Source organism: Leucobacter triazinivorans (assembly GCF_004208635.1).
GTDB classification, from domain to species: Bacteria; Actinomycetota; Actinomycetes; order Actinomycetales; family Microbacteriaceae; genus Leucobacter; species Leucobacter triazinivorans.
The window spans coordinates 402,138-425,448 of sequence record NZ_CP035806.1 but is presented as its reverse complement, the minus strand read 5'-3'; the positions used below and the strand labels follow the sequence as shown (position 1 = coordinate 425,448).

The 23,311-nt window shown below is 70.9% G+C and carries 22 protein-coding genes; 14 read left to right on the top strand and 8 right to left on the bottom strand.

Annotated elements, in window-relative coordinates:
* Positions 1-2 precede the first annotated feature (2 nt).
* Entirely contained in the window at positions 3-1,646 is a 1,644-nt protein-coding gene (locus EVS81_RS01955) for a Y-family DNA polymerase (RefSeq protein ID WP_130108899.1), read from the bottom strand.
* A complete protein-coding gene (locus EVS81_RS01950) occupies positions 1,643-2,293 on the bottom strand; it encodes a hypothetical protein (RefSeq protein ID WP_130108898.1) in 651 nt (216 codons plus the stop codon). Before EVS81_RS01950 ends, EVS81_RS01955 begins: the two co-directional genes overlap by 4 nt.
* A 98-nt stretch (positions 2,294-2,391) precedes the next feature.
* Here EVS81_RS01950 and EVS81_RS01945 point away from each other — a divergent pair, with 98 nt between their 5' ends.
* Together EVS81_RS01945 and EVS81_RS01940 are read left to right on the top strand one after the other, a co-directional pair.
* Positions 2,392-2,715, top strand: coding sequence for a DUF2469 domain-containing protein (locus EVS81_RS01945; RefSeq protein WP_119074439.1), 324 nt, complete (start codon positions 2,392-2,394; stop codon positions 2,713-2,715).
* A gap of 110 nt (positions 2,716-2,825) precedes the next feature.
* Positions 2,826-3,512, top strand: a complete 687-nt coding sequence (locus EVS81_RS01940) for a M23 family metallopeptidase (RefSeq protein WP_130108897.1) — start codon at positions 2,826-2,828, stop codon at positions 3,510-3,512.
* Here the strand turns inward: EVS81_RS01940 and EVS81_RS01935 are convergent.
* The 4 genes from EVS81_RS01935 to EVS81_RS01920 are packed head-to-tail and all read right to left on the bottom strand — an operon-like array spanning position 3,485 to position 7,671.
* The gene (locus EVS81_RS01935) at positions 3,485-4,405 is read right to left on the bottom strand and encodes a tyrosine recombinase XerC (RefSeq protein WP_130108896.1); all 921 of its coding nucleotides are present in this window, start codon (positions 4,403-4,405) and stop codon (positions 3,485-3,487) included. The two genes, EVS81_RS01940 and EVS81_RS01935, sit on opposite strands and share 28 nt — an antisense overlap.
* Before the next feature lie 4 nt (positions 4,406-4,409).
* Positions 4,410-5,768, bottom strand: coding sequence for a DNA-processing protein DprA (gene dprA, locus EVS81_RS01930; protein ID WP_240739920.1), 1,359 nt, complete (start codon positions 5,766-5,768; stop codon positions 4,410-4,412).
* Positions 5,765-7,306 (bottom strand): YifB family Mg chelatase-like AAA ATPase, encoded by a 1,542-nt coding sequence (locus tag EVS81_RS01925; protein ID WP_130108895.1) that lies wholly within the window; start codon positions 7,304-7,306, stop codon positions 5,765-5,767. The genes dprA and EVS81_RS01925 overlap by 4 nt, the downstream gene beginning before the upstream one ends.
* Positions 7,303-7,671, bottom strand: coding sequence for a YraN family protein (locus EVS81_RS01920; protein WP_165384165.1), 369 nt, complete (start codon positions 7,669-7,671; stop codon positions 7,303-7,305). The genes EVS81_RS01925 and EVS81_RS01920 overlap by 4 nt, the downstream gene beginning before the upstream one ends.
* A gap of 373 nt (positions 7,672-8,044) precedes the next feature.
* On the opposite strand from EVS81_RS01920, the gene rpsB reads away from it, so the two are divergent.
* From rpsB to EVS81_RS01880, 8 genes are all read left to right on the top strand, one after another.
* The gene (gene rpsB / locus EVS81_RS01915) at positions 8,045-8,914 is read left to right on the top strand and encodes a 30S ribosomal protein S2 (protein WP_130108893.1); all 870 of its coding nucleotides are present in this window, start codon (positions 8,045-8,047) and stop codon (positions 8,912-8,914) included.
* A gap of 124 nt (positions 8,915-9,038) precedes the next feature.
* Entirely contained in the window at positions 9,039-9,869 is an 831-nt protein-coding gene (gene tsf, locus EVS81_RS01910; RefSeq protein ID WP_130108892.1) for a translation elongation factor Ts, read from the top strand.
* 104 nt (positions 9,870-9,973) lie between these two features.
* Complete coding sequence (gene pyrH, locus EVS81_RS01905) at positions 9,974-10,693, top strand: UMP kinase (RefSeq protein WP_130108891.1); 720 nt, start codon at positions 9,974-9,976, stop codon at positions 10,691-10,693.
* Between the two features lie 72 nt (positions 10,694-10,765).
* The gene (gene frr, locus EVS81_RS01900; RefSeq protein WP_130108890.1) at positions 10,766-11,320 is read left to right on the top strand and encodes a ribosome recycling factor; all 555 of its coding nucleotides are present in this window, start codon (positions 10,766-10,768) and stop codon (positions 11,318-11,320) included.
* A gap of 3 nt (positions 11,321-11,323) precedes the next feature.
* Positions 11,324-12,241, top strand: a complete 918-nt coding sequence (locus EVS81_RS01895; RefSeq protein WP_130108889.1) for a phosphatidate cytidylyltransferase — start codon at positions 11,324-11,326, stop codon at positions 12,239-12,241.
* Between the two features lie 44 nt (positions 12,242-12,285).
* Positions 12,286-12,843 (top strand): DivIVA domain-containing protein, encoded by a 558-nt coding sequence (locus EVS81_RS01890; RefSeq protein ID WP_240739919.1) that lies wholly within the window; start codon positions 12,286-12,288, stop codon positions 12,841-12,843.
* Between the two features lie 66 nt (positions 12,844-12,909).
* On the top strand, positions 12,910-13,560 hold the full coding sequence (locus EVS81_RS01885; RefSeq protein ID WP_130108887.1) for an aggregation-promoting factor C-terminal-like domain-containing protein: 651 nt from the start codon (positions 12,910-12,912) through the stop codon (positions 13,558-13,560).
* 7 nt (positions 13,561-13,567) lie between these two features.
* Complete coding sequence (locus tag EVS81_RS01880) at positions 13,568-13,864, top strand: ATP/GTP-binding protein (protein WP_130108886.1); 297 nt, start codon at positions 13,568-13,570, stop codon at positions 13,862-13,864.
* Between the two features lie 176 nt (positions 13,865-14,040).
* On the opposite strand, the gene EVS81_RS01875 is transcribed toward EVS81_RS01880, so the two are convergent.
* Both EVS81_RS01875 and EVS81_RS01870 read right to left on the bottom strand, forming a co-directional pair.
* On the bottom strand, positions 14,041-14,571 hold the full coding sequence (locus tag EVS81_RS01875) for a ribonuclease H family protein (RefSeq protein ID WP_130108885.1): 531 nt from the start codon (positions 14,569-14,571) through the stop codon (positions 14,041-14,043).
* A complete protein-coding gene (locus EVS81_RS01870) occupies positions 14,568-17,525 on the bottom strand; it encodes a hypothetical protein (RefSeq protein WP_130108884.1) in 2,958 nt (985 codons plus the stop codon). Before EVS81_RS01870 ends, EVS81_RS01875 begins: the two co-directional genes overlap by 4 nt.
* 243 nt (positions 17,526-17,768) lie before the next feature.
* On the opposite strand from EVS81_RS01870, the gene EVS81_RS01865 reads away from it, so the two are divergent.
* The 4 genes from EVS81_RS01865 (at position 17,769) to mnmA (ending at position 23,150) form a co-directional block, all read left to right on the top strand.
* Positions 17,769-19,673, top strand: coding sequence for a DUF8094 domain-containing protein (locus tag EVS81_RS01865; protein ID WP_130108883.1), 1,905 nt, complete (start codon positions 17,769-17,771; stop codon positions 19,671-19,673).
* A 2-nt stretch (positions 19,674-19,675) separates the two neighbouring features.
* Positions 19,676-20,668 carry a tetratricopeptide repeat protein gene (locus EVS81_RS01860; protein ID WP_130108882.1) on the top strand — a complete coding sequence of 331 codons (993 nt, stop codon included), beginning with the start codon at positions 19,676-19,678 and terminating at the stop codon, positions 20,666-20,668.
* A gap of 125 nt (positions 20,669-20,793) precedes the next feature.
* On the top strand, positions 20,794-21,966 hold the full coding sequence (locus EVS81_RS01855) for a cysteine desulfurase family protein (protein WP_240740041.1): 1,173 nt from the start codon (positions 20,794-20,796) through the stop codon (positions 21,964-21,966).
* Positions 21,967-21,986: 20 nt separating this feature from the next.
* The gene (gene mnmA, locus EVS81_RS01850) at positions 21,987-23,150 is read left to right on the top strand and encodes a tRNA 2-thiouridine(34) synthase MnmA (RefSeq protein WP_130108880.1); all 1,164 of its coding nucleotides are present in this window, start codon (positions 21,987-21,989) and stop codon (positions 23,148-23,150) included.
* Positions 23,151-23,311: the final 161 nt, after the last annotated feature.

Here is a 23,311-nt window from a genome sequence, read left to right as displayed (position 1 = left end):
CCTCAGTCGTAGCGCCCCTCGGCGAGCCAGCGGCGGTCCTCGTGCAGCAGGAGCCAGGCATCGCCGTCGGCGAGTTGCAGTTGCAGGCGGAACCGGGGCTGCTCGCCGCGCCACCAGTGCTCGCGGATGGCCCAGGGGAGCGACCAATCGCTCACCCGCGCGTCGAACGCCGTGTGCGCCACGCGAAGGCGAGCGGGAGCCGCGGTGAGCAGATCCTCGTCGTCGATGCCGACGGGGCGGCCCTCCGTGTCGACGAGCTCAGCCCGGAGCGGCTCGGGGAATACCAGGCTGGGCGCAGGGCCGGGCACCGCGCCGGGCCAGGGGCCGGCGGCGGAGGCGTGGGATCCCCGCTCCGCGGCCCGCCCCGTACCCCAGGGGGTCAGACGCTGTCGCTGCGCGAGCAGTCGTCCGCCGAGCAGTTCCGCAGTGCCCACGCCGGTGTGCCCGAGGCGGCTCTGCACGCGGCTGAGATGGTGATGCACGCGCTCATCGGGCTCCGTGTTCCACAGGCCGGGTTCGTGGGCCGCTGCTCGGTCGGTGTGAGCCGGCACCAGGCGTACATGCGCGATTCCCGCCGCCTCCTGCCCGGATCTCCCGGAGCCGTTCGCGGCCGAGGCGCTCGATATCGCGGCGGCCTGCCAGCGGACGCGATTGACGGCATCGGCGGCCGTGAAGCGGTGGGGGTGGGCCCACACCCGTTCGTGCCGCACGTCGGCATCGTCGGTGAGTTCGACGCGCAGGGCGGTGCAGACCAGGCCGTCGTCGACGAGCCCGGAGATGAGGCGCTCGGCGAGCGCCATGCACGCGAAGGCGAGCTGCTCGGCGCTTTCGAGCGGCGGCTCCAGCGCGCATTCGACCGTGTGGTCCCGTACGGCGCTGCGGGGGAGCACCTCGGAGCCGTGACGCGGGCCGACGGCCGATGCGCGCCGGTGCGCCGATACGCCCGGTGCGCCGAAGCGCTGTCGGACCGCGTCTTCGGGCAGCGCGGCCAGGGCACCCAAGGTCCGGATGCCGAGGCCCTGCAGAAGATCGGCGAAGCCGGGTTCAGCGGCCCGCCCCACGGGGAGGGCGCTGAGGAAAGCCCGGGACGTGCCGAGCGGCACGATGCGCACGCCACGGCGCGGCGCTTCGACGCCCGGGTCGGTGGAGGACGCACGGGCGGCCTGTTCGGCCGCGAAGCGCCCGTCGGCGATCCCGACCCTCGCATCGGGGAGGTCGAGGTCCGCTGCGAGCTCGAGGATCGCGGCGGCGGCCCGCTCCTCGTCTCCGTAGTACCGCGCCGGTCCGCGTGCGCGGAGTGCGCAGAGCCCTGGACGGAGCGGCTCGACGCCCGGGACGAGGTTCTCGAGCGAGGCCAGCACCGCCGCGAAGCGGCGCTCGTCGACCTCTGCGAAGTGAGGGTGGATCTCCAACGCCGGGCAACGGGCCTGAGCCTCGTTCTCGCGCAGACCGATGCGCACCCCTTCGGCCCTGGCCGCGGCGGAGCACGCGCGTACGCGGTGCTGGGAGATCAACGCCATGGCAGGAGCGGGGGTGGGAGCGGGGGCTTTCGTCTCTTCCCTGTCGCGCAGGTGCGCGTGCACGGGCCAGTCGGGCACCCAGAACACGATGATGCGCTCGGGGGGTGAGGGCTCGACGGAGTTCACCGGTGCGCCAGTCTGCGTACGGTGGACGTCTCGGGATCCGCGACCGTGCCGCCGGTGAAGCGCACGATGTGCTGTTTCGCGCCGCGGCGGTCCAGCGTCTGCACGGCGAGCTCGCGTTCCTCGAGCAGCCCGTGCCCTCGGCCGAGACCCCGCCACCGGGACGCCGAGACGCGCAGCGTGCACTCCGCGCGAGGCCAGTCGCCCAACGCCACGAGTGCGGATCCGTGCTCGCGGAGCCGGGCCGAGAAGCGCTCGACCTCGCCGAGGCGGGGCGGGGCGTCCGGGCGCAGCAGGACCACCGTGAGCACTTCGCTCAGCGCGGCCGCGAGTCCCAGTGCGCCCGGTCCGGGGTGCGGTACGAGGACGCAGCGGTCGAGCGCGATTCCGAGTGCGGCGGCGGCCTCCGCACCGAACGCGGGACAGCCGATCACCCCGCACCAGGACCCGGCGGAGGAGGCCTCGGCCAGCAGAGCCAGTGCCAGTTGCTGCGAGCCCAGCACCGCGTAGCTCGCGCCGCGGCGCAGCGCCCCCTCCGGGAGCAGCTGTCGCAGCCCGGGGGCCGTGGGCAGCAGGCGATCGTCGATCCGCAGCGGCTGCATCTCGGTGATGCGCTGCTGCAGCGAGCGGACGGTCGCGACGGAATTCATGCAGCAATATTCGAACATATGTTCGAATAAGTCAACCTCGGCGAGTCGGGGCGCGTCGAGCCCGAACGGAGCCGCGAAGACGGCGTAGGATGGGGGAGATGAACGAGGACGAGCTAGACGATTACGAGCGCGAGGCAGAGCTGTCGCTGTTCCGCGAATACCGCGACATCGCCAGCCAGTTCCGGTACGTCGTCGAGACCGAGCGCCGCTTCTATCTGGCCAATGAGGTGGATCTCAAGCGCCAGGATGCCGGGAGCGATTTCTACTTCGAGCTCTCGATGACCGACGTCTGGGTGTGGGACGTGTATCGTGCCGACCGCTTCGTGAAGTCGGTGCGCGTACTCACCTTCAAGGACGTGAACGTCGAGGAGTTGTCGGCCCGCGAGTTCTCGCTGCCGCAAGAACTCGCGCTCGACGAGTAGTCCTGCTCAGGGTCTCGCCCACACGCATCGATCGAGCCCGAGCCCGCGGAGTTCTCCACAGATTCGATCGCAACCTCCCCGCCCGACGGAGACCCTGCGAGAGTCGGTGCATGATCGCACCGCACACACTGCTCATCGCCCCGCTGCTGGCGGTGCTCCCGCTGCTGGCGCACGGTCAGGGATCATCGAGCCCCGGCTACGGGGCGCATGGAGATCCTCGGGCTTCTGCGCTCCTGCGCTCGAACGGTTCTCCCACGACCGGCGGCATCCTGTGGGTGCCGCCGGTCGGCGGTCCATTCGAGATCACCGGCCCGTATCGCGCTCCACCGCATCGGTACGGGGCCGGGCATCGGGGCATCGACTTCGCGGCGGCTCCGGGGACGGCGCTCATCGCGCCCGCGACGGGCACGGTATCGTTCTCGGGCCGGGTCGTCGATCGGGACGTCCTCTCGATCCGGGTGGACGAGCGCACCGTGTACACGCTCGAGCCTGTGCGCAGCACGCTCCCGGTCGGTGCCGCCGTGACAAGCGGGGCCGTGATCGGCGAAGCAGCGAGCGGCGGGCACTGCCTCGCCGAATGCGTCCATCTCGGCGTGCGCGTGGACGACGAGTATGTGAATCCGTTGCGGTATCTCCTGCCTCGCCCCGTGCTGCTGCCCGCAGGCGAGCCGGACGAGCGGAATCGCGGTCGGGCGTATCGATCGGGGTCGAGCCCGAATCGATCCGCATCATGCTCGGCGGCGCCCACCTGCGCGAGCCGGTTGCGATGTCACGCCCGGGGGTGCGCCTGGCGGTAGCTCTCGGCCAAGCGCTCGGCGGAGACGTGGGTGTAGACCTGCGTGCTGGAGAGGCTCGAGTGGCCGAGCATCTCCTGCACCACGCGCAGATCCGCGCCTCCGTTCAACAGATGCGTCGCCGCAGTGTGCCGGAGGGTGTGCGGGCCGCGGGGGCCGCCTCCGGGCTCCGACTCGAGCTCGTGCGAGACCAGTCGGTACACCGCGTTCGCTCGGAGCGGTCCGCCGCGGTTGCCGAGGAAGAGCTCGGCCCGCTCAGCGCCCTCGGCCCGCGCGGCAAGCGAGGGTCGCGCCGCGTGGAGATAGTGCTCGACGGCTCGTGCGGCCGGAGCGCCCAGCGGGACGATGCGCTCCTTGCTCCCCTTGCCCAGCACGCGCACGGTGCGTTCCCTGCGGTCGAGGCCGGTGAGGGGGAGCGTGCAGAGCTCGGACACCCGCAGCGCTGTCGCGTACAACAACTCCAGCACTGCGAGATCGCGTATCCGAGCCGGGTCCCCGTCCTCGGCACGTCGCGCTGCGCGGTCGAGGATGCGCTCCACGTGCTCGTCGGCCAGCACTCGGGGGAGCTCGCGCGGAGCCTTCGGCGAACGCAGTCTCGAGGCGGGGTTTCCCGGAACCAGGCGGCGCGCCTCGAGCCAGCCGCCGAACGACTTCAGCGTGGCGACGTTGCGTGCGAGCGTGCTGGGGGCGAGGCCGCGCTGCTGTCGGTCCCAGAGCCAGTTGCGCATGAGCTCGAGGTCGCAGTCGGCGATCGTCGCGGTGTCTGGGTCTCCGCGCCCGGCGAATCGGGCGAAATCGTGCAGATCGCGTCGATAGGCTCGTACCGTGTGCTCGGAGTAGCCGTATTCGAAATGGACGGCATCGAGAAAGGAATCGATCGCCGAGGTCATCTGCATGCTCTCATTGTCGTCGCAGCAGGACCCAGTGGCACTCGGCGGCCCCCGGCGTTTCGCGACGAGCTACGGCCCCGAGCAGCTCGAGCTCGGCCAGCGCGAACCGCGTGTCCGCGACATCGAGCCCGGCACGGCGTGCCGCCTCCATTGCGGTACGGCCTCCCCGCAGAGGCAGGGCGTCGAGCACCCGGCGATGCCGTGCCGGCTGCCGTGCGGTTTCGGGCGTCTCGGCCTCGAAGAGCGCCGGATCGTTGGAGAGCCCGAGGAACTCACGGACCTCCGCGCCGTTCGTCACGAGAGTCGCGCCGTACTCGCGGAGCAGCCGGTGGCACCCCGCCGAAGCCGCACTCGTGACCGGGCCGGGAACCGCTCCGAGCGCTCGACCCAGCTCTGCCGCGTGCCCCGCGGTGTTAAGTGATCCGGAGCGCACGCCGGCCTCGGTGACGAGCGTGGCGCGCGCGAGCGCGGCGATCGAGCGGTTGCGCTGCAGAAATCTCCACCGCGTCGGCGCGGATCCCGGCACCATCTCGGAGCAGACCGCGCCGGATTCGGAGATGCGCTCCAGCAGCGGGCCGTGCGAGCTCGGATAGGGGCGGTCGGCCCCTCCGGCCAGCACGGCCACGGTGGGCGCGCCGAGCGCGAGCGCGGTGCGATGGGCGACCGCGTCGACACCGTAGGCCGCTCCGGAGATGATCGTCGTTCCCGTCTCGCAGACGCTCTCGGTGAGCTCGGCGGTGATGTGGGAACCGTACCCTGTGCAGGCGCGGGCTCCGACGACCGCCAGGGAGAAGCGCGCCAGCAAGGTGTGGTCGCCCCGCACCCAGAGGGCGAGCGGGGCGTGATCGCCCAGATCGGCGAGGGCAGACGGCCAGTGCTCCGATTCGGGGGTGATGATGCGCATCTGCGCCTCGAGCCCCCGTTCGAGATCTGCGATGGTCGCCGAACGGTCGAGTCGCAGCCTCCAGCGCGCGAAGGCGCGGGCGAGCTCGGCCGGATCGGGCTCTGCTCCCGATGCGGCGTGCACGAGGTCCCGAACACGCCCGATCGGAGTGTTCGACGCCACCAGGTCGAGGGCCCGCACCGGCCCGAGTGCTCCGACGAGTCCGCCCGCGATCGCATCGCCGGGCTCGACGAGCCTGGCCCACACGATCCGGGCCAGAAGCGTGTCGGCCGGCGTCGGACCGCCTGGGTCCGCAGCGTTCGCGGCAATTGTCGGCGCGGCATCGGCGGTCAGATGTTCGAGCCGTGTGCGGAATTCGGAGTCGGCGCGGATCATGCCCTCGGTGCTGCGCCGCATCTCGGTCGGTCGCGGTTCCGAGGCGCCGCTCCGCGAGTCGGCATCGTTCTGGGAGCCGGCGGGGTTCACCGGGCATCTCCTCCCCGCAGCACGAGTGCTCGAGCGACCTCGCTCCGGCCCGGCCGCCGGTTCCCCGCGAGGTCGGCGATCGTCCAGGCCACGCGCAGCACACGATCGTAGCCGCGAAGCGTCAGCGACCCGCGTGCCAGCGCGCGGTCGAGCACCGAGGTATCCGCGCGTGTCAGGCGCGCATCGCGACCGCGCAACCAGGTCCCGGGCACTTCGGAGTTCACCGTCCACGGCGTGTTGCGGAGACGCTCCGCCGCACGAGCGCGGGCTTCGGCGATGCGTCGGCGCAGTTCGATGCTCGACGGGCCGGAAGTCCCCGATTCGTGCTGCAGCACGCTCGCCACGCGGCGCACGGTGAGACGCAGGTCGATACGGTCGTTGAGCGGACCGGAAATGCGCTGCAGGTATTTCACGCGCGTGCTGGGGGAGCAGCGGCAGTCCTGCGCGGTGTCGGGCGAGCCGGCGTTGCCGCAGGGGCACGGATTGGACGCGAGCACGAGCTGGACCCGCGCGGGGAGCACGGTGCGCAGGCGGGCGCGGTGGATCTCGATCCGACCGGACTCGAGCGGTTGCCGCAGCGCATCGAGCACGGTTCGCGGAAACTCCGGCGCTTCGTCGAGGAACAGCACCCCGTGGCAGGCCCGGGTGATGGCGCCGGGCCGCACGCCGCCGCTGTCGCCCCCGCCGATGATGGATACGGCCGATGCCGTGTGGTGCGGGGCCTCGAACGGGGGACGCCGCACGAGGCGGGTGAGCGGCACGCCGCCGAGGGCCGAGATGCTGCTCGCGGTGAGCGACTCGTCCGACGTGAGGTCGGGGAGAATGGTGGGCAGCCGCGAGGCGAGCAGGGTCTTGCCGGCGCCGGGCGGGCCGAGCAGCGAGAGGTGGTGCCGCCCGGCGGCCGCGACGACGAGCGCCTCCACGGCCTCGGGCTGGCCCACGATGTCGGACATGTCGAGCGGCGCCTCGTCTGGTGGGAGCGCGGTCTCCGCGGCTCCCGGGAGCGCTGCTGCGTCGAGCTCTCCCCGGTACCAGGCAACCGCGCTGACGAGGTCGGGCACCGCGATGACCTCGATTCCGGGGACCAGAGCGGCCTCGGCGCCGGAGGAGGCGGGCACCATGACCCGGTCGAAGCCGAGCGAGCGGGCGGCGACCACCGCGGGGAGCAGGCCGGCGGGTCGTCGCAACCCGCCGTCGAGGCCGAGCTCGCCGAGGTGCGCGACACCGGGGAGCTGGTGCGGCGGGAGGTGCTTCGAAGCCGCCAGCGCGGAGAGCGCGATGGCGAGGTCGAACCCCGAGCCGTGCTTGGGCAGGGACGCCGGGCTGAGGTTGATGGTGAGGAACCGGTCCGAGAGCGGCAGCCCGACCTGCGCGGTGGCCGTGCGCACCCGGAGCTTGGCCTCCGCGAGGGCCGTGTCGGGGAGGCCGATGATGGCCATGCCGGGAAGCTGCTGCGAGACGGCGGTCTCGACCATGATCGCCGTACCCTCGAGTCCGGTCAGGGCCACCGAGGCGGCGCGGCAGACCGTCGTGGTCATGAGATGCCTCGCAGGTGCTCGATGCACGGTTCGAGATCGGTGCGCAGCACCACACCGACGGCGTCGACGCGCAGCCCGCGGGCCCGGGAGCCGTGCGCGCGGGCCCACTCGAGCAGCAGCTGCCTCAGGCGGAGCGCCTTTCGTGCGGTGATTGCCTCGAACGGGTGTCCGTAGCCCGCTCCGCTGCGCGTCTTCACCTCGACCGCCACGAGGACGCCGGAGTCCACGGCGATCAGATCGAGCTCGCCGCGACGGGTGCGCCAGTTGCGCTGGACGATGCGGAAGCCGCGCTCCTCGAGGTAGGCCGCGGCGATCGATTCGCCCCGCGATCCGAGCGCCTGGTTGTGTGCTGCTGGTGTGGACATGGGCACCTCCTGGACGCTCATCCTCGGCTGCGAGGTCTTGCGTGCGACAGCCGATTCGAGCGCTTGTGGAAAGGTCGTGCGCGGGACGATGGATCCCGAAGAATGTGGGCGAAGCGGCAGCGGCCGCTTGTGCGTGCGCGGCGTCAGACGGTGCTAAGATGTATCCCGCACCTCGCAAGAGGTGACTTCGCGTGCCCGCTCATCGGCGCACCGCCACCGGTCTCCGTTCGCACGGGCCCTCGATCGTCTCTGGTCGTGGGTCGGCGCGGCGCGGAGCGGCGGAATCCGAGGGCACCAGGATCTGGTCGCGACCGCGACCGATATCAACCGCAAGACGCGCGTCCGCACGGGCGCGCAGAACAGGAGAACGGCAATGGCCGTCGTCACCATGCGCCAGCTGCTCGACAGCGGCGTCCACTTCGGACACCAGACCCGTCGTTGGAACCCCAAGATGAAGCGCTTCATCTTCACCGAGCGCTCCGGTATCTACATCATCGATCTGCAGCAGTCGCTCGGCTACATCGATGCCGCGTACGAGTTCGTGAAGCAGACCGTCGCCCGCGGCGGCAACATCCTCTTCGTCGGCACCAAGAAGCAGGCCCAGGAAGCCATCGCCGAGCAGGCGACGCGCGTCAACCAGCCCTTCGTGAACCAGCGCTGGCTGGGCGGCCTGCTCACCAATTTCCAGACGGTCACCGGCCGTCTCGAGCGTATGAAGGAGCTCGAGCAGCTCGATTTCGAGGGCACCACGAGCGGCTTCACCAAGAAGGAGCTGCTGCTCAAGAAGCGCGAGCTCGAGAAGCTGCAGAAGTCGCTCGGCGGCATCCGTCACATGACCAAGACCCCGTCGGCGCTCTGGGTGGTGGATACCAAGAAGGAGCACCTCGCGATCGACGAGGCGAAGAAGCTCGGGATCCCCGTGATCGCGATCCTCGACACCAACTGCGACCCCGACGAGGTCACGTACCCGATTCCGGGCAACGACGACGCGATCCGCTCGGTCGCGCTGCTCACCCGCGTGATCGCCGATGCGGCCGCCGAGGGACTCATGGAGCGCCACCAGAAGCCCGCCGAGGGCGCTGAGGCCGCCGCCGAGCCGCTCGCCGAGTGGGAGGTCGAGCTGCTGAACGCGGACGCGGACGCCGCGGAGGCCCCCGCCGCCGAGGCCCCCGCCGCCGCGGAGAGCGCCGAGGCCGCGCCCGCCGAGGCCGCGCCCGCCGAGGCCGCGCCCGCCGCCGAGTAACCCGCGGTTCATCCGCAGGCGGTAGCCTCGGCACCGTCACTCGCAAGACACAGACCGAAATCATGGATCCGGTGCGGGCCGCGCACTCCGCGGCCCGCACCGGATGACACAGAAGGAGTCACACATGGCTGCAGTCAGCATGGCCGCCGTGAAGGAACTGCGCGAGCGCCTGGGCGCCGGCATGGTCGACAGCAAGAACGCCCTGGTCGAAGCCGAGGGCGACATCGAGAAGGCGATCGAGATCCTGCGTCTTAAGGGCCTGAAGGGTGTCGCGAAGCGCGGCGACCGCGAGGCGAGCGAAGGGCTCGTCGCGGTCCGGCAGAGCGAGGGCGCCGCAACGATGATCGAACTCGTCTGCGAGACCGACTTCGTCGCGAAGAACGAGAAGTTCATCGCGCTGGCGGATCGCGTGCTCGATGCGATCGTCGCCGCCAACGCGACGACGCTCGAGGAGGCCCTCGCCGCCCCCGCCGAGGGCAAGACCGTCGCCGACGTGATCACCGATGAGGCCGCCATCATCGGCGAGCGCATCGAGCTGCGCAAGGTCTCGCGGGTGGAGGCTCCCGGTACCGCCGTCTACCTGCACCAGACCTCGAAGGATCTGCCCCCGCAGATCGGCGTGGTCGTGGGGTACGAGGGCGACGATGCCGAGGCCGCACTCAGCATCGCCCGCCACATCTCGTTCGCGGACCCGCTCTACCTCAGCCGCGAAGACGTCCCCGAGGCCGACGTCGAGAAGGAGCGCGCGCTCGTCACGGAGATCTCGAAGAACGAGGGCAAGCCCGAGGCCGCTCTGCCGAAGATCGTCGAGGGGCGCCTCACCGCGTTCTTCAAGCAGGTCGCGCTCAACGAGCAGGTGCACGCTCTCGACGCCGATAAGCGCGAGGTCAAGAAGGTCGCCGAGGCGGCCGGCATCGCCGTCACCGGCTTCGCACGCAGCAAGGTCGGCGCCTAAACGCCGTTTCGGGCCCGGATCGTGATGCGATCCGGGCCCTTCTGCTGCCCACTATCATTGCCTCAACCGAGACCCGAGACCGCACACCTCACGAAGGAGACCCCATGACCGAGACCGCCGATCGGAAGCGCCGAGTCCTGCTGAAGCTCTCGGGGGAGGCGTTCGGAGGCGGCACGCTCGGGGTCAACCCCGATGTTGTGAGCCAGATCGCGCGCGAGATCGCGGCGGCCATGGAGCACGCGGAGGTCGCGGTCGTGGTCGGCGGGGGCAACTTCTTCCGGGGCGCGGAGCTCTCGCAGCGCGGCATGGATCGCGCCAGGGCCGACTACATGGGCATGCTCGGCACGGTCATGAACGCGCTCGCCCTGCAGGACTTCCTCGAGCAGGCAGGCGTCGGCAGCCGTGTGCAGTCCGCGATCACGATGACACAGGTCGCAGAGACCTACATCCCGCTGCGCGCCATCCGGCACCTGGAGAAGGGCCGCGTGGTGATCTTCGGCGCGGGTGCGGGGCTGCCGTACTTCTCCACGGACACCGTGGCCGCGCAGCGCGCGCTCGAGATCCACGCCGACGAGGTGCTCGTCGCCAAGAACGGGGTCGACGGCGTCTACACGGCCGATCCGCACAAGGATCCCGAGGCGACGCTCATCGATCGGATCACCTACGGCGACGCGCTCGTGCGCGGGCTGAAGGTGGTCGACTCAACCTCCTTCAGCCTGTGCATGGACAACGGTATGCCCATGCGCGTCTTCGGCATGGAGCCGGCCGGCAACGTGACGGCGGCGATCCGCGGCGACGGTCTCGGCACGCTGGTCCACAGCTGAGCGTCGCACGACCGCCGACCGCTAAGCTTGTGGGATACGAGCGACACCAGCAGGTTTCAGAAGGAGTGCACCGTGATCGAAGAGGTCTTCGTCGACGTCAAGGACCGTATGACCAAGGCGGTCGAAGCCGCGAAGGAGGGGTTCGCCACGGTGCGCACGGGGCGCGCCAATCCGTCTCTGCTGCAGAATCTGCAGGTTGACTACTACGGCACCCCGACACCGCTCGCGCAGCTCGCTTCGGTGCAGAACCAGGATGCGCGCAGCCTCATCGTCACTCCCTACGACAAGGGCGCGATGCGGGACATCGAGCAGGCGATTCGGGACATGCCGAATCTCGGCGCGAACCCCAGCAACGACGGCAACGTGATCCGTGTCTCGCTGCCCGAGCTGACGGAGGAGCGCCGCAAGGAGTTCGTGAAGATCGTCAAGGGTCGCGCCGAGGATGCGCGCGTGGCGATCCGCAATGTGCGTCGCGCCGGCAAGGACGACCTCGACTCGCTCAAGAGCGAGATCGGTGAGGACGAGGTGGTTCGAGCCGAGAAGGAGCTTGAGGCCGTGACCAAGCAGTTCATCGACCAGGTCGACGATGCGTTGAAGCGCAAAGAAGCCGAACTGCTGGAGGTCTAGCCCATGTCGGGCCCGGAGCGACGCGACGAGATCCGGAGCGCCATAGAATCGACGCGCGCGCAGCTTGAGGCCACGAACGCGAAGATCGAGGCTCGGGCGGGTCGCAACCTCTTCTTCGCCGTGCTCTCCGGGCTGGTGTTCGCGGGGGTGTTCCTCGCGAGTCTCCTGCTCGTGAAGCAGGTCTTCGTGCTGCTCGTCGCGGCGCTCGTGGCCGTCGCGTTGATCGAACTGGCTGCGGCCTTCCGCGTGTCCGGTCGCCGCGTCCCCCGGGTCGGGGTCGCGCTGGGCGGTCTGGTCGTGGTGGGCGGCGCCTTCTTCTGGGGCGCCGAGGGCATGCTGCTGGGACTGTTCGCTGCATCTGCGCTCCTGACCGTGTGGCGTCTTGTCGAGGGGCTGGTCCCCGCCTGGGAGACGCCTCGGCGCACGCTCGTGCGCGACGTGTTCTCGGGGCTCTTCACGCTGGTCTACGTGGCGTTCCTCGCGTCCTTCTCGGTGCTGCTCGTCGCGGGGGAGCGGGGCGAGTGGTGGGTGTTCGCCCTGGTGCTGACCGTCGTCTCCGTCGACGTCGGGGCCTACGCGGCCGGCGTCACCCTGGGTAAGCACAAGATGACTCCGCGGATCAGTCCCAACAAGACCTGGGAGGGATTCGCCGGGGCGGCCGTGGCCGCCATGGGGGCGGGTGTCGCCGTCGCCGTGCTCGCGCTGCAGCAGCCCTGGTGGGTCGGGATCATCATCGGAATCGTGGTCCTCCTCACCGCGACGGGGGGCGACCTCACGGAATCGCTGATCAAACGCAATCTGGGTGTGAAGGACATGAGCTCATGGATTCCGGGCCACGGCGGGTTCCTGGACCGGCTCGACTCCCTGCTGCCGTCCGCCGTCGGCGTCTACGGCGTCGCGCTGGTGCTGGGAGTCGTCTGATGACTTCTCAGGCAGACGCGCCGCGGACGCAGCAGAATGGTTCGGTGCACACTTCATTTCCGCTCGCCTCCGGATCCCAGCGGGGCTACGCGCCCGAGCAGGTCGATGACTTCCTGGCCCGGGCTCGCGCCGCCTATGAAGGTGCGACGGGCGAGCCGGAGACGATGACCGCCGAAGAGGTGCGCCGTACGGCATTCGCGGTGAAGCGGGGCGGCTATGCTCCGCGTTACGTCGATGCGGCGCTGGACCGGCTCGAAGAGGTGTTCTTCGAGCGACGGCGGCGAGCTCTTCTCCGTGAGCAGGGCGAGGATGCGTGGTGGGCCGAGACCCGGCAGCTGCTCTCCGAGGTGCGCGGTCGCATTCAGCGCGCCCGCGGTAGGCGCTTCCGGCGGCGCGGAATGTTCGCCACCGGCTACCGGCGCTCGCAGGTCGATGCCTTCCTGGACCGGATCTCCGAGATGTTCGAGCGTCGGGAGCTGGCCCTCCAGCCCGCCGAGGTGCGCGATGTCGTGTTCCACTCGGAGTGGCGGGGATACGACGAGGACCAGGTCGACGCGCTGCTGGACGCGGTGGTCGAGCTGATTCTTGCGACCCGCCGGTGAGCGTGCCGCTGCGAAATCGAGATGCCCATTGAGTGGACCGCCGCTCTGAGATAGAATCGTTACATTGTGTCTGCATTGAAACCAAACTCCGTTTCGCGCTGGTCCCGGCTGAGGGCCCCGATCGCGGCCCTTACGGTCGCCGGGTTCCTCGGCGTCGCGGTGGTCGCCCCGTTCGCCATGCCCACGGCGGAGGCCGATGCCGAAGCGCTCGCCTTCCAGCAGCGCATCCATCAGGTGTTCACTCCGAATGAGACCGATGATGCCGACCTGGTCTTCGCGGAGGTGCCGGTCGACATCTCGTCTGAGGAGCGACAGCGCCTCGAGGCCGAGAAGGCCGCCGCGGAGGCTGCCGAGAAGGCCGAGAAGGCCGAAGCAGCCGCGGAGGCGGCAGGAGCGGAGTCGGCGGCGACGCCGTTCGCGCCGCCCAAGTACTCGGGCGGCGGTTCGCCGGCCGAGTGGATGGCGGCGGCTGGCATCGCCGAGAGCGACTGGGGATATGTCGACTTCATCGCTTCGAAGGAGAGCGGGTGGAACCCGAACGCCACGAATGCGAGCTCGGGCGCCTGCGGCTTGATCCAGGCATACCCCTGCAGCAAGGTTCCGGGTAACGGATACGATCCCGTCGACAACCTCCGCTGGGCCAATGGCTACGCCGTGGGCCGTTACGGCAGCTGGGCGTCGGCCTACGCCTTCTGGACCGCGAACCACTGGTGGTAGACCGCTGATGGCTCGCCCGCGACGGGTGAACAAGTATCGGCGCGCGGCGGAGCAGCCCCCGCGAGACGTCGAGCGCCTCGCCTACGGCGGTGCCCGCAGGGAGCGTTGGCGCGGGGCCGATTGGTTCGTACGCGACATTCCGGCCCATCGCGCGGAGAAGAGCTACCGCTGCCCTGCCTGCGGCACCGACGTGCTCCCGGGACAGGCGCACGTCGTGGCCTGGAGCGCCGAGCACCTCTTCGGCGACGAGGCCGCGGTGCGGGATCGCCGCCACTACCACGCGCACTGCTGGAGGCTCGCCTGAGAATGCCTCGCGCGCGACGATGATCTCGACGCTCGCTAGGCAGGGGACCCCGGCGCGTCGTCGCTCCGCGACGCCGCCCCAACCCTGATGCGCTCGCTTCCCGAGATCATCGTCGCGCGCTCTCGTCTCGAGGCTCGTGACGCTGACCGGGAGTGCGTCGACTGGGCGTTCGAGGGTTAGAACAGCGTCGGAGGGGCGGCGGGTTGCTCGAGCGAGACCTCGACGGATGGTGCGGAGGCGACATCGGCGAGACCGGGACCGTGATCGGGGGAGCGACCGGCCTGGAAAGCCGTAGCCGCGGATCGGGCGCGCAGATCAGCCGCCTCGTTGAGCGGGTGGCCGGCGTGACCCTTCACCCACTCGAACTTCACGTCCCGTCCGGCGAGTGCCGCGTCGAGCTGCTCGAGCAGCTCCCGATTGAGCACGGGCTTGCCATCGGCCTTGCGCCAGCCCCGCCGCTTCCATCCCGGCATCCACTTCGTCACCGAATTGATCACGTACTGGCTGTCGCAGAGCACGTGCAGCGGCTCGTCGGCACGCGCGGCGGTCGCGTGGAGCAGATCGAGCACCGCCATCAACTCACCCTGATTGTTGGTGGCACGCGGCCATCCACCTGCGCGCCACTGCTGATCGTCGACCACCCAGGCCCACCCCGCGGGGCCGGGGTTGCCGAGAGCCGAGCCGTCCGCAGCCGCCGTGAGCGTCACCGTTGCGCCTCTTCGGCCCGCTCTGATTCGGCGTCCAGCGCCTCTGCCACCGGCTGATCGACGAGACGGCCGGCAACGGTGCTCATCTTCTGCGCATTGGTGATGACCTCGCCCAGGCTCTCGAAGTAGCGCGCGACGGCACCCCGCTCCACCTTCAGCTGCGTCATGCGGTCCTCCGCGGCGGCGAGCACCTTCGTCGCTCGCTCCTCGGCCGCGGCGAAGGTGGCCTGGGCGCGCCGTTCGGCCTCGAGGACGGTCTCCGCGGCCTGCTGTTCGGCTGCGGCCCGCGTGCTGCGGGCGTCCTGCACCGCTTCGGATGTGATCCGATCGTATTCCGTGCGCGCGAGCTCGAGCTGCGCACGCAGCTCCTCGAGCTCCGCGCGCGTCGCCTCGACCTCTCGGATCCCGGCCTCGGCGGCTTCGCGCTGACGAGCGGCGAGCTCTTGCTCGAGCGCCTCGCGCTGCTGCGCGGAAGAGGTGGCGAATGCGTTCGTGTCGGCCTCGATCCGCTGATACGCCTCGCGAGCCGCATCCTCGGCGTCGGCACGCAGCTGTGCGAGTTCGGCCTCTTCTGCGGCCCGGTACTCGGCCAGTTCGGCCACTGTGTCGGCACGGAGCAGGTCGGTCTCCTCGGTTGCGGACGCGCGCTGGGCGGCGATCTCGCGAGCGATCGCGGCTGCCTGCGTCTCGCGTTCCCGGCGCAGGTCGTCCTCGTGCTGGGCGAGCGCGGCGGCGATGGTGCGCTCGTGCTCCTCCCGCTCTCGGGCGATGTCGGCTTCCAACCCGGCACGTTCGCGTTCGATCCGCAGTTCGAGTTCTTCGCGCTCGAGGCCCAGAGACTCCGCGGCCTCTTCGCGCTGGATGCGCAAGCGCTGCTCCTCGGCCGCTCGCTCGTCGTCCATGCGCTGCTGATGCTCGAGCAGCTGCGCGGCGATCCGCTCATCGTGCATCGTGGTCTCGTCGGAGATGCGCCCCTGGTGCTCGGCGAGCGCGCGCGCGATCCGCTCCTCGTGATCCTGTTGCGCCGCCGCGAGCTCTTCCTCCTGGGCGAGTCGTTCGGCGTCGAGCCGGGCCCTGTGGTCGTCCCATTCCTCGATCAGTCGGTCCTGATGCGAGACGAGCTCGGCGCCGATCCGATCCTCGTGGCCGGTTCGTTCCCGTTCGATGCGGGCTCGGTGCTCCTCGAGTTCGCCCGCGATCCGAGTCTCGTGCGCAGCACGTTCCTGCGAGATGCGTTCGGCGTGCTCCTGCTGTTCGGCGGCGAGGCGCTGCTCGTGCGTCTCGCGCTCGCCTGCGAGTGCCGCGTCGTGCTGCGCGCGCTCGGTGGCGAGTGCCGCGTCGTGCTGCTCGCGTTCGGCGGCGAGGCGCTGCTCGTGCGTCTCGCGCTCGCCTGCGAGTGCCGCGTCGTGCTGCGCGCGCTCGGTGGCGAGTGCCGCGTCGTGCTGCTCGCGCTCGGAGGACAGCTCCGAATCGTGCTCTTCGCGCTCGGCGTGGAGCGCCGCCTCGTGGCTCATGCGTTCTTCGGCGACACCGCGCTCGTGAGCTTCGCGCTCCCGGGCCAGCCGCGCCACATGGGCCTCGAGCTCGGCCGAGAGGCGGTTCCCCTGCGCTTCCTGTTCGTCGCGCAGGCGCGCCTCGTGCGAGACGATCTCGGCACGGAGGGTTTCGTCGTGCACGCGCCGCTCTTCGGAGATCGCGTAGTCGTGCTGCGCCTGCTCGTCGGCGAGACGCGTGTCGTGCGCGTCGCGCTCCGCGCGCATCTGCTGCTCCTGGCGCTCACGGGCCCGGCGCAACTCGGCGGTCTCGCGCTCGCTCAGCGCGCTGCGCTCCTGCTCGGCCTGTGCATCGGCTCGATCCCGTTCGCGGGCCGCTTGTTCGGCGAGCGTGCTGAGCTCGGCCTGCTGCGCGGCGAGCGCGCGGGCGATCGTCGCGTCGTGCTCCTCCCGCTCCTGCGCGATTCGATCGGCGTGCGTGCGCTGCTCGACGGCCAGCCGTCGATCGTGCTGCTCGCGCTCACTCGCGATCGCCGCGTCGTGCACCTCGCGCTCCTGGGTGATCCTGCCCCGCAGCGTGTCCATCTCGGTCGTGAGCTCTCGGCGAAGCGCATCGATCTCGGCTTCCAGTTCGCGAGTGCGCTCCGTGTAGCGTTCTTCGAGCTCGGCCTCCTCCCGCTGTCGCTTCGCCTCGAACTCGGCCCGGGCGCGCTCGCCCTCGCGCACCAGGCGCACGCGCTCGAGCTCCGCCTCCCGCTCCGTCTCGGCCCGTTGCCGGGCGAAGGTCTCCGCGTGCATCTCGGTCTCGGCCCGCAACTCGCCCGCCTGGGCTCGCGCGTCTGCGAGGACGCGCTCCGCCTCGGCCCGCGCCTCGGCGAGTTCGGCCTGCGCATCGCGGTGCGCGGTCTCGCGCTCGGCGATCGACTCGCGCTCTGCGGAGCTGCGCTCGAGGTTGGCCGTACGTCGGGCCTCGTCGACGAGTCGCTCGCGCTCGGCGTTCGCGGCGGCGGTCTGCTCGGCGAGATCATTGCGCGCCCCCGTGACCATCACCTCAGCCTGTTCGGCCGCCGCAGTGAGCATCTCGTCGGCGCGGAGCTGCGCCTGGGTGAGCACGCGCTTCGCCTCGTCCTCCGACGAGCGCCGCAGCTTCTCGGCATCGAGGTCGGCCTGGGCCATGAGTCGCTGCGCGTGATCCTCGGCGATCTGCAGGCTCTTCTCGACGCGCAGCCCGAGTCCCGAGTACCCGCTTGCGCCCAATTCGGCCACCTGCTCCTGCAGCTCGCCGATGAGTCGACGCTGCTCCTCGCCCTGCTGGCTGGCCTGCTGGTGCGCCGTCTGCAAGGATTGCAGATGGGACTGGAGCGTCGAGATGTGCCCGGTGAGAGCGGCGACCCGCTCGTCGACCTCGTCGCGGTTGTAGCCGCGGAAGGCAGGTGAGAACGGCTGAGGGGATTCGGACACTGTGCCTCCGGAATCTGGACGAGGTCACCACGGGCGCGCGGTGCTCGTCGCGCGCGCCCGAAGAAAGGTGAGCACCACGATAGCGTACTTCCCCGCACCCGGACCGGGAATGCTCCGACCGCTTCGGGGCCTGCCGCCGACGGCTCGGAAGCCCCGAATCGGGGCGCTCTTCATGTCGCATCCGGAAAGCTCCGGTAGCGTTGAAGCTGCCCCGACCCATTTCCCGACATCGAAGGAGCCTCTGTGCGATACGTGCTCGCGATTGCGGCGCTGGTGCTCTCCGGAGTCCTGCTGCTGCTCGGCATCGGCCAACGCACTTTCCTCGCAGGCCCGTCCGAGATCAGCTTTCCGGTGGATACGAAGTCGGAGGCGGGGTACGCGGTCGTCGACGGCGCTGAGTTCGGCAAGGTGCCCGGTCAGGCGAACGTGGTGGTGAAGGGCGAGCGCGCATTCGTCGCGACCGGCGCCACACGCGATGTGCGCGGATGGGTCGAGCCGTTCCAGCACGCCGATCTCACGGTCGACACCGCGAACCATCGGCTGCTGAGCGCCCTCGTCGCGCCCGCAGTGGTCGACGCGCCAGCGGACGGCGGCGAAGCGGAGGCGCCCGAGCCGCTCGACCCGCGCGGCAGCGATCTATGGCTCGAGGAGCGCGCGATCGACGACGCGGGCAGCGGAACCGACACGGGAACCCTGCGCGTGCCCGTGGCGCTATCGGCCGATCAGTCGGTGCTCATCGCCTCGGACGGGGGGAACCCGGTGCCCAAAGACGTCTCGCTGATCTGGGTGCAGAACCCGGATACCCCGTGGGCCGGCCCGCTGCTCGCCGCGGGAGGCCTGCTCGCTCTCGTGGGAGGGGTGCTCTACCTCCTCGCGATCGATCACGATCGCCGCGGTCTCGGGCCCCGTCGCGGGCGCCGCGGCCCGCTGCAGGGCATCCGCAACACGCTGGGGGCGCGCCGCGCGCGGCGCGGCGCCGACGACGCGGCCGCAGAGCGCGCGGGCGACGCGGTCCCGATGCGCGCGGCCCGGCCGGCGCACCGTCGCGGACGCGCGTTCGCGCTCCCCGCTCTCGGTCTGGCGGTGACTCTCGGCCTGAGCGGGTGCTCCGCGAGCTACTGGCCCCAGTTCGGCGCCGAACCCGTCGAAGAGGAGGCGCCGGCCCCCCAGACCTCGGTCGCTCCGGTCCCGGTGAAGGATGAGCAGCTGCACCGGATCGTCGAGCGGGTGGCAGCTGTCGCGAACGCATCGGACGACGCGCTCGACTCCGCGATGCTCTCCGAGCGCTTCACCGGCGATGCGCTCGATCAACGCGCTGCCAACTACACCATTCGCGCCGCGATGCCCGACTACGGCGTGGTGCCGCCTCGACTCACCGAGGAGGAGCTCGACTACGAGCTCGTCCAGAGCACGGAGTCCTGGCCGCGCACCCTGTTCGTCACGATCGCGTCGGAGCCGGGCATGGTCGACGCGGCGGGGGACCCGGAGCCCACCGAGGGGGAGGACACCGGGGAGGAGGAGCCCGCGGCGGCCTCGCCGTCGCTCGCGCTGATCCTGACGCAGGAGACGCCGCAGCAGAACTACATGGTGTCGCGCGTCATCGCCCTGCGCGGCGGGATCTCGATGCCGCCGGCCGCACCCGCGGAAGAGGGCACCGCGCTCCTCAGCAACGAGCTCGAGACGCTCGTCCTGCCGCCGGGAGAGGTGGGGACGGCATTCGCGGCGGTGCTGCAGAACGGGGCAGATGCGCCCGAGGCCGAGGCATTCGACCTCGAGGGCGAGTCGCTGCTGGAGAACTACGGCAAGGCGCGCGCCGATGCGTCGCAGCAGCAGTCCGACGACGAGGATCAGGACCTCGAGTTCTCGGTCGCGGCGCGCCAGGGCGACGAAGCGCCGGTGGCGCTCTCGACCGGGGTCGGGGGCGCGCTGGTGGCGACCACGGTCATCGAAGAGCAGATCGTCGAGGGCGGGCGTTACAAGCCGCAGGCCCAGGACGCGGTGACGGCACTCTCCGGCCTCGAGGGGGAACAGGATCGGCTGGTGCAGGAGGTCGCCCACCAACTGCTGTTCTTCGTGCCCAGCAAGACAGACGGATCGAAGATCCAGCTGCTCGGAGTGACGAGCGAGCTGGTGGGAGTGAGGAATTGAGCATGAGTCAGCAGATGCCCGAGCGGATCCCCGGCGGTGGAATCGATCTGAGCCATCTGGCGGCGCGGGGGTCCGCCGCATCCGGGGCTCCTGACGGCACTCGTCCGAGCGCCCCCGCAGGCGGTGCCGATGATCGGTCCGGCGCCGGACAGATCGTCGACGTGCCCGATCTCGTGCTCGACGTCACCGATGCGACGTTCGAGCAGATCGCGCAGCTGTCGGCGGTGGTCCCCGTGGTCTTCGATCTCTGGGCCGAGTGGTGCGAGCCGTGCAAGACACTGAGCCCCGTGATCGAGCGCGTGACGCGCGAGTTCTCGGGTCGGGTGCTGCTGGCGAAGGTCGATGTGGACGCGAACCCGGGACTCGCGCAGGCGTTCCAGGCGCAGTCGATCCCGACGGTGGTCGCCCTCGTCGGTGGTCGTCCCGTGCCGCTGTTCCAGGGCGCCGTGCCCGAGGCGCAGGTGCGCGAGGTCTTCGGCCAGCTCGTGCAGCTCGCTGAGCAGCAGGGCGTCGTGGGCCGCGTCGAGGCGCCGAGCGTCGACGCGGGGGACGACGAGGGCGATGCTCCGGCCGAGCCCGCGATTCCTCCGGCGCACCTGGCGGCCGTCGAGGCCGCCGAGCGCGGCGACTACGCAGCCGCGGTCGCTGAGTGGGAGTCCGTGCTCGCGAAGGCCCCTGCCGATGCCGAGGCGCGCGCGGCCCTGGTGCAGGTGAAACTCCTCCACCGCTTGGAGGGCCGCACGGCCGACGCCATCCGCAGCGCTGCCGCGGCCGATCCCGGTGATATCGAGGCGCAGCTCGGCGTGGCCGACCTGGACGTCGCCGGTGGGCACGTCGAGGACGCGTTCCTGCGCCTGCTCGAACTCTTCGCAGCGACGGACGCCGAGCAGCGCACCGCCGTGCGCGAGCGTCTGCTCGAACTGTTCGAGGTCGTCGGAGCAGCCGACCCGCGGGTGATCGCAGCGCGCGGTCGCCTCGCCAACCTGCTGTACTGAGCGACGCGATGATCGGGCCGGCAGAGACGGCGGGTCCTGCGTCTTCGGATCCCGCGCGTGCGCGGACCGCCGGTTCTCCGGCAGTCGCCGATCGCGCCTATCTCGATCACGCGGCGACCTCGCCGATGCCGGCCGCGGTGCTCGAGGCCTACACCGGCGCGCTCCGAGTCGTCGGCAACCCCGCCTCGACGCACGGCCACGGGCAGCGCGCCGGCGAGCTGCTCGAGCGCTCGCGCGAGCGCATCGCGTCGGCGCTGGGCTGCGATCGCGCCGAGCTGATTCTGACCGGCGGCGGCACGGAGTCCATCAACCTCGCGATCAAGGGCATCTGCTGGGCCAGACGACGCACCGCGGACGGGGGAGCCGGTGGGCCGGGAGCGCGAAACGTGATCCTCGTCGCCGAGGGCGAGCACCACGCGACGCTCGAGGCGGCCGAGTGGTTGCGCGACGACCAGGGGTTCGAGCTGCGCTGGTTGCCGCTCGACGGCGACGGGCGTCTGGCCCCGGCGACGCTCGCCGCCGCGGTCGCGGAGGTCGGAGCCGAGCGGATCGCCCTCGTCTCCGTGCTGTGGGCGAACAACGAGGTCGGCACGGTGCAGCCGGTGGCCGAGCTCTGCGGGATCGCGAACGCGGCCGGCGTCCCCGTCCACGTGGACGCAGTTTCGGCTCTGGGGCAGGTCCCGGTGAGTCTCGTGGAGTCGGGCGCGGCGGCGATCTCGGTCTCGGCGCACAAGATCGGCGGACCGGTCGGTGTGGGAGCGCTCGCACTCGGACGCAGCACTCCCGCCGATGCGCTCCTGCACGGCGGGAGCCAGCAGCGCGCTCGCTCGGGCACGCAGGACGTCGCGGGCGCGGCTGCCTTCGCCGCGGCGCTGGATGCGGCGCTCGCGGGTGCCGATCCGCGCCCGGAGCAGATCGCTCGGGTCGCGGCGATGCGAGACCGCCTGATCGTCGGTGTGCGCACCATCGATCCGACGGCCGTGCTCCGCGGGGCCGATCCGATGGCCCCCGGCGCGCGGCTGCCCGGCAATGCGCACTTCACGTTCCCCGGGTGCCAGGGCGACTCGCTCGTCTTCCTGCTCGACGCCGCCGGGGTCTCGGCGTCGGTGGGCTCCGCGTGCCGGGCGGGCGTGGCCGAGCTCTCGCACGTGCTGCAGGCCATGGGGGTGCCGGACCGCGAGGCCGCCGGGGCGCTCCGCTTCACCCTCGGGCCGGAAACGCGGGAGAGCGAGGTCGACGCGCTGCTCGACGCGCTCCCGCAGGCGCTAGAACGGGCCCACGCGGCGGGGCTCTCGTGACGGCGCGTACACTGGTCCGGATGAAGGTTCTGGCGGCGATGAGCGGCGGTGTCGACTCCGCGGTCGCGGCCGCGCGCGCCGTCGAGGCCGGACACGACGTGGTCGGCGTGCACCTCGCGCTGAGCCGCATGCCGGGCACGCTGCGCACCGGATCCCGCGGCTGCTGCACGATCGAGGACGCGATGGACGCCCGACGCGCCGCCAACCTGCTCGGCATTCCCTTCTACGTGTGGGATCTCAGCGAGCGCTTCAAGGAGGACGTGGTCGACGACTTCATCGCCGAGTATGCCGCGGGCCGCACCCCCAACCCGTGCATGCGCTGCAACGAGAAGATCAAGTTCGCGGCGCTGCTCGACAAGGCCGTCGCGCTCGGCTTCGACGCCGTGGCCACCGGGCACTACGCGTCGCTCGTGGACGGTGCGCGCGGCCGTGAACTGCATCGCGCGAGCGCGTGGGCGAAGGACCAGTCGTACGTGCTGGGCGTGCTCACCGAACGCCAGCTCGCTCACTGCTACTTCCCGCTCGGCGACACCCCGTCGAAGGAGCTGATTCGCGCGGAGGCGGCCGAGCGCGGACTGCAGGTCGCGCAGAAGCCCGACAGTCACGACATCTGCTTCATCCCGGACGGCGACACGCGCGGGTGGCTCTCCGGGCACGTCGAGCGGGAGCCGGGCGAGATCCTCGACGAGAGCGGAGAAGTGGTGGGCCGCCACGACGGCGCCCACGGCTACACCGTGGGCCAGCGCCGCGGTCTGCAGCTCGGGCGACCGGCACCCGACGGCAAGCCCCGCTACGTGCTCTCGATCCGGCCGGTCTCGAACCAGGTGGTCGTCGGGCCGCGCGAGAGCCTCGCGATCTCGCGCATCGCGGGGGGCCGCTTCAGCTGGGCGGGCGAACCCGGCTTCGACACCGGTGAGGCGTTCGACTGCGAGGTGCAGATCCGCGCCCACGCCGATCCCGTACCGGCGACGGCCCGACTCGCCCCGATCCTCGACGAGGACCGCACCGAGCAGCACCGTGCCGACGCGACTCACGAAGTCGTGGTCGACATCGATCGGGATCGAGCCGAGCCGCTGTCGGGGGTCGCCCCGGGGCAGACGGCGGTGCTCTACATCGGCACCCGGGTGCTCGGCCAATTCACCATCGATCGCGCGCTGGCCGCCGAGCCGGCAGCCGCTGAGTAGCCGCTCGGCTCACCTCTGGGAGCCGGCTCCGCCCAGGCCTGCCCGGCCCGGCCCCGCCCCACCCGGGCCCCTCACGCCGCAGGCGGCGGTCGAAGCTCCGGAGGTCGGAATTCGCCGAGGGAGAGCGACCTCCTGAGCGTCGATCGCCTGTCTGAGGCGTC

Coding starts and splice junctions, on each gene's coding strand:
- EVS81_RS01950 (WP_130108898.1), bottom strand. CDS start 2,293: ATGAATTCCGTCGCGACCGTCCGCTCGCTGCAGCAGCGCATCACCGAG.
- EVS81_RS01945 (WP_119074439.1), top strand. CDS start 2,392: ATGAACGAGGACGAGCTAGACGATTACGAGCGCGAGGCAGAGCTGTCG.
- EVS81_RS01940 (WP_130108897.1), top strand. CDS start 2,826: ATGATCGCACCGCACACACTGCTCATCGCCCCGCTGCTGGCGGTGCTC.
- EVS81_RS01935 (WP_130108896.1), bottom strand. CDS start 4,405: ATGCAGATGACCTCGGCGATCGATTCCTTTCTCGATGCCGTCCATTTC.
- EVS81_RS01925 (WP_130108895.1), bottom strand. CDS start 7,306: ATGACCACGACGGTCTGCCGCGCCGCCTCGGTGGCCCTGACCGGACTC.
- EVS81_RS01920 (WP_165384165.1), bottom strand. CDS start 7,671: ATGTCCACACCAGCAGCACACAACCAGGCGCTCGGATCGCGGGGCGAA.
- rpsB (WP_130108893.1), top strand. CDS start 8,045: ATGGCCGTCGTCACCATGCGCCAGCTGCTCGACAGCGGCGTCCACTTC.
- tsf (WP_130108892.1), top strand. CDS start 9,039: ATGGCTGCAGTCAGCATGGCCGCCGTGAAGGAACTGCGCGAGCGCCTG.
- pyrH (WP_130108891.1), top strand. CDS start 9,974: ATGACCGAGACCGCCGATCGGAAGCGCCGAGTCCTGCTGAAGCTCTCG.
- EVS81_RS01895 (WP_130108889.1), top strand. CDS start 11,324: ATGTCGGGCCCGGAGCGACGCGACGAGATCCGGAGCGCCATAGAATCG.
- EVS81_RS01880 (WP_130108886.1), top strand. CDS start 13,568: ATGGCTCGCCCGCGACGGGTGAACAAGTATCGGCGCGCGGCGGAGCAG.
- EVS81_RS01860 (WP_130108882.1), top strand. CDS start 19,676: ATGAGTCAGCAGATGCCCGAGCGGATCCCCGGCGGTGGAATCGATCTG.
- EVS81_RS01855 (WP_240740041.1), top strand. CDS start 20,794: ATGCCGGCCGCGGTGCTCGAGGCCTACACCGGCGCGCTCCGAGTCGTC.
- mnmA (WP_130108880.1), top strand. CDS start 21,987: ATGAAGGTTCTGGCGGCGATGAGCGGCGGTGTCGACTCCGCGGTCGCG.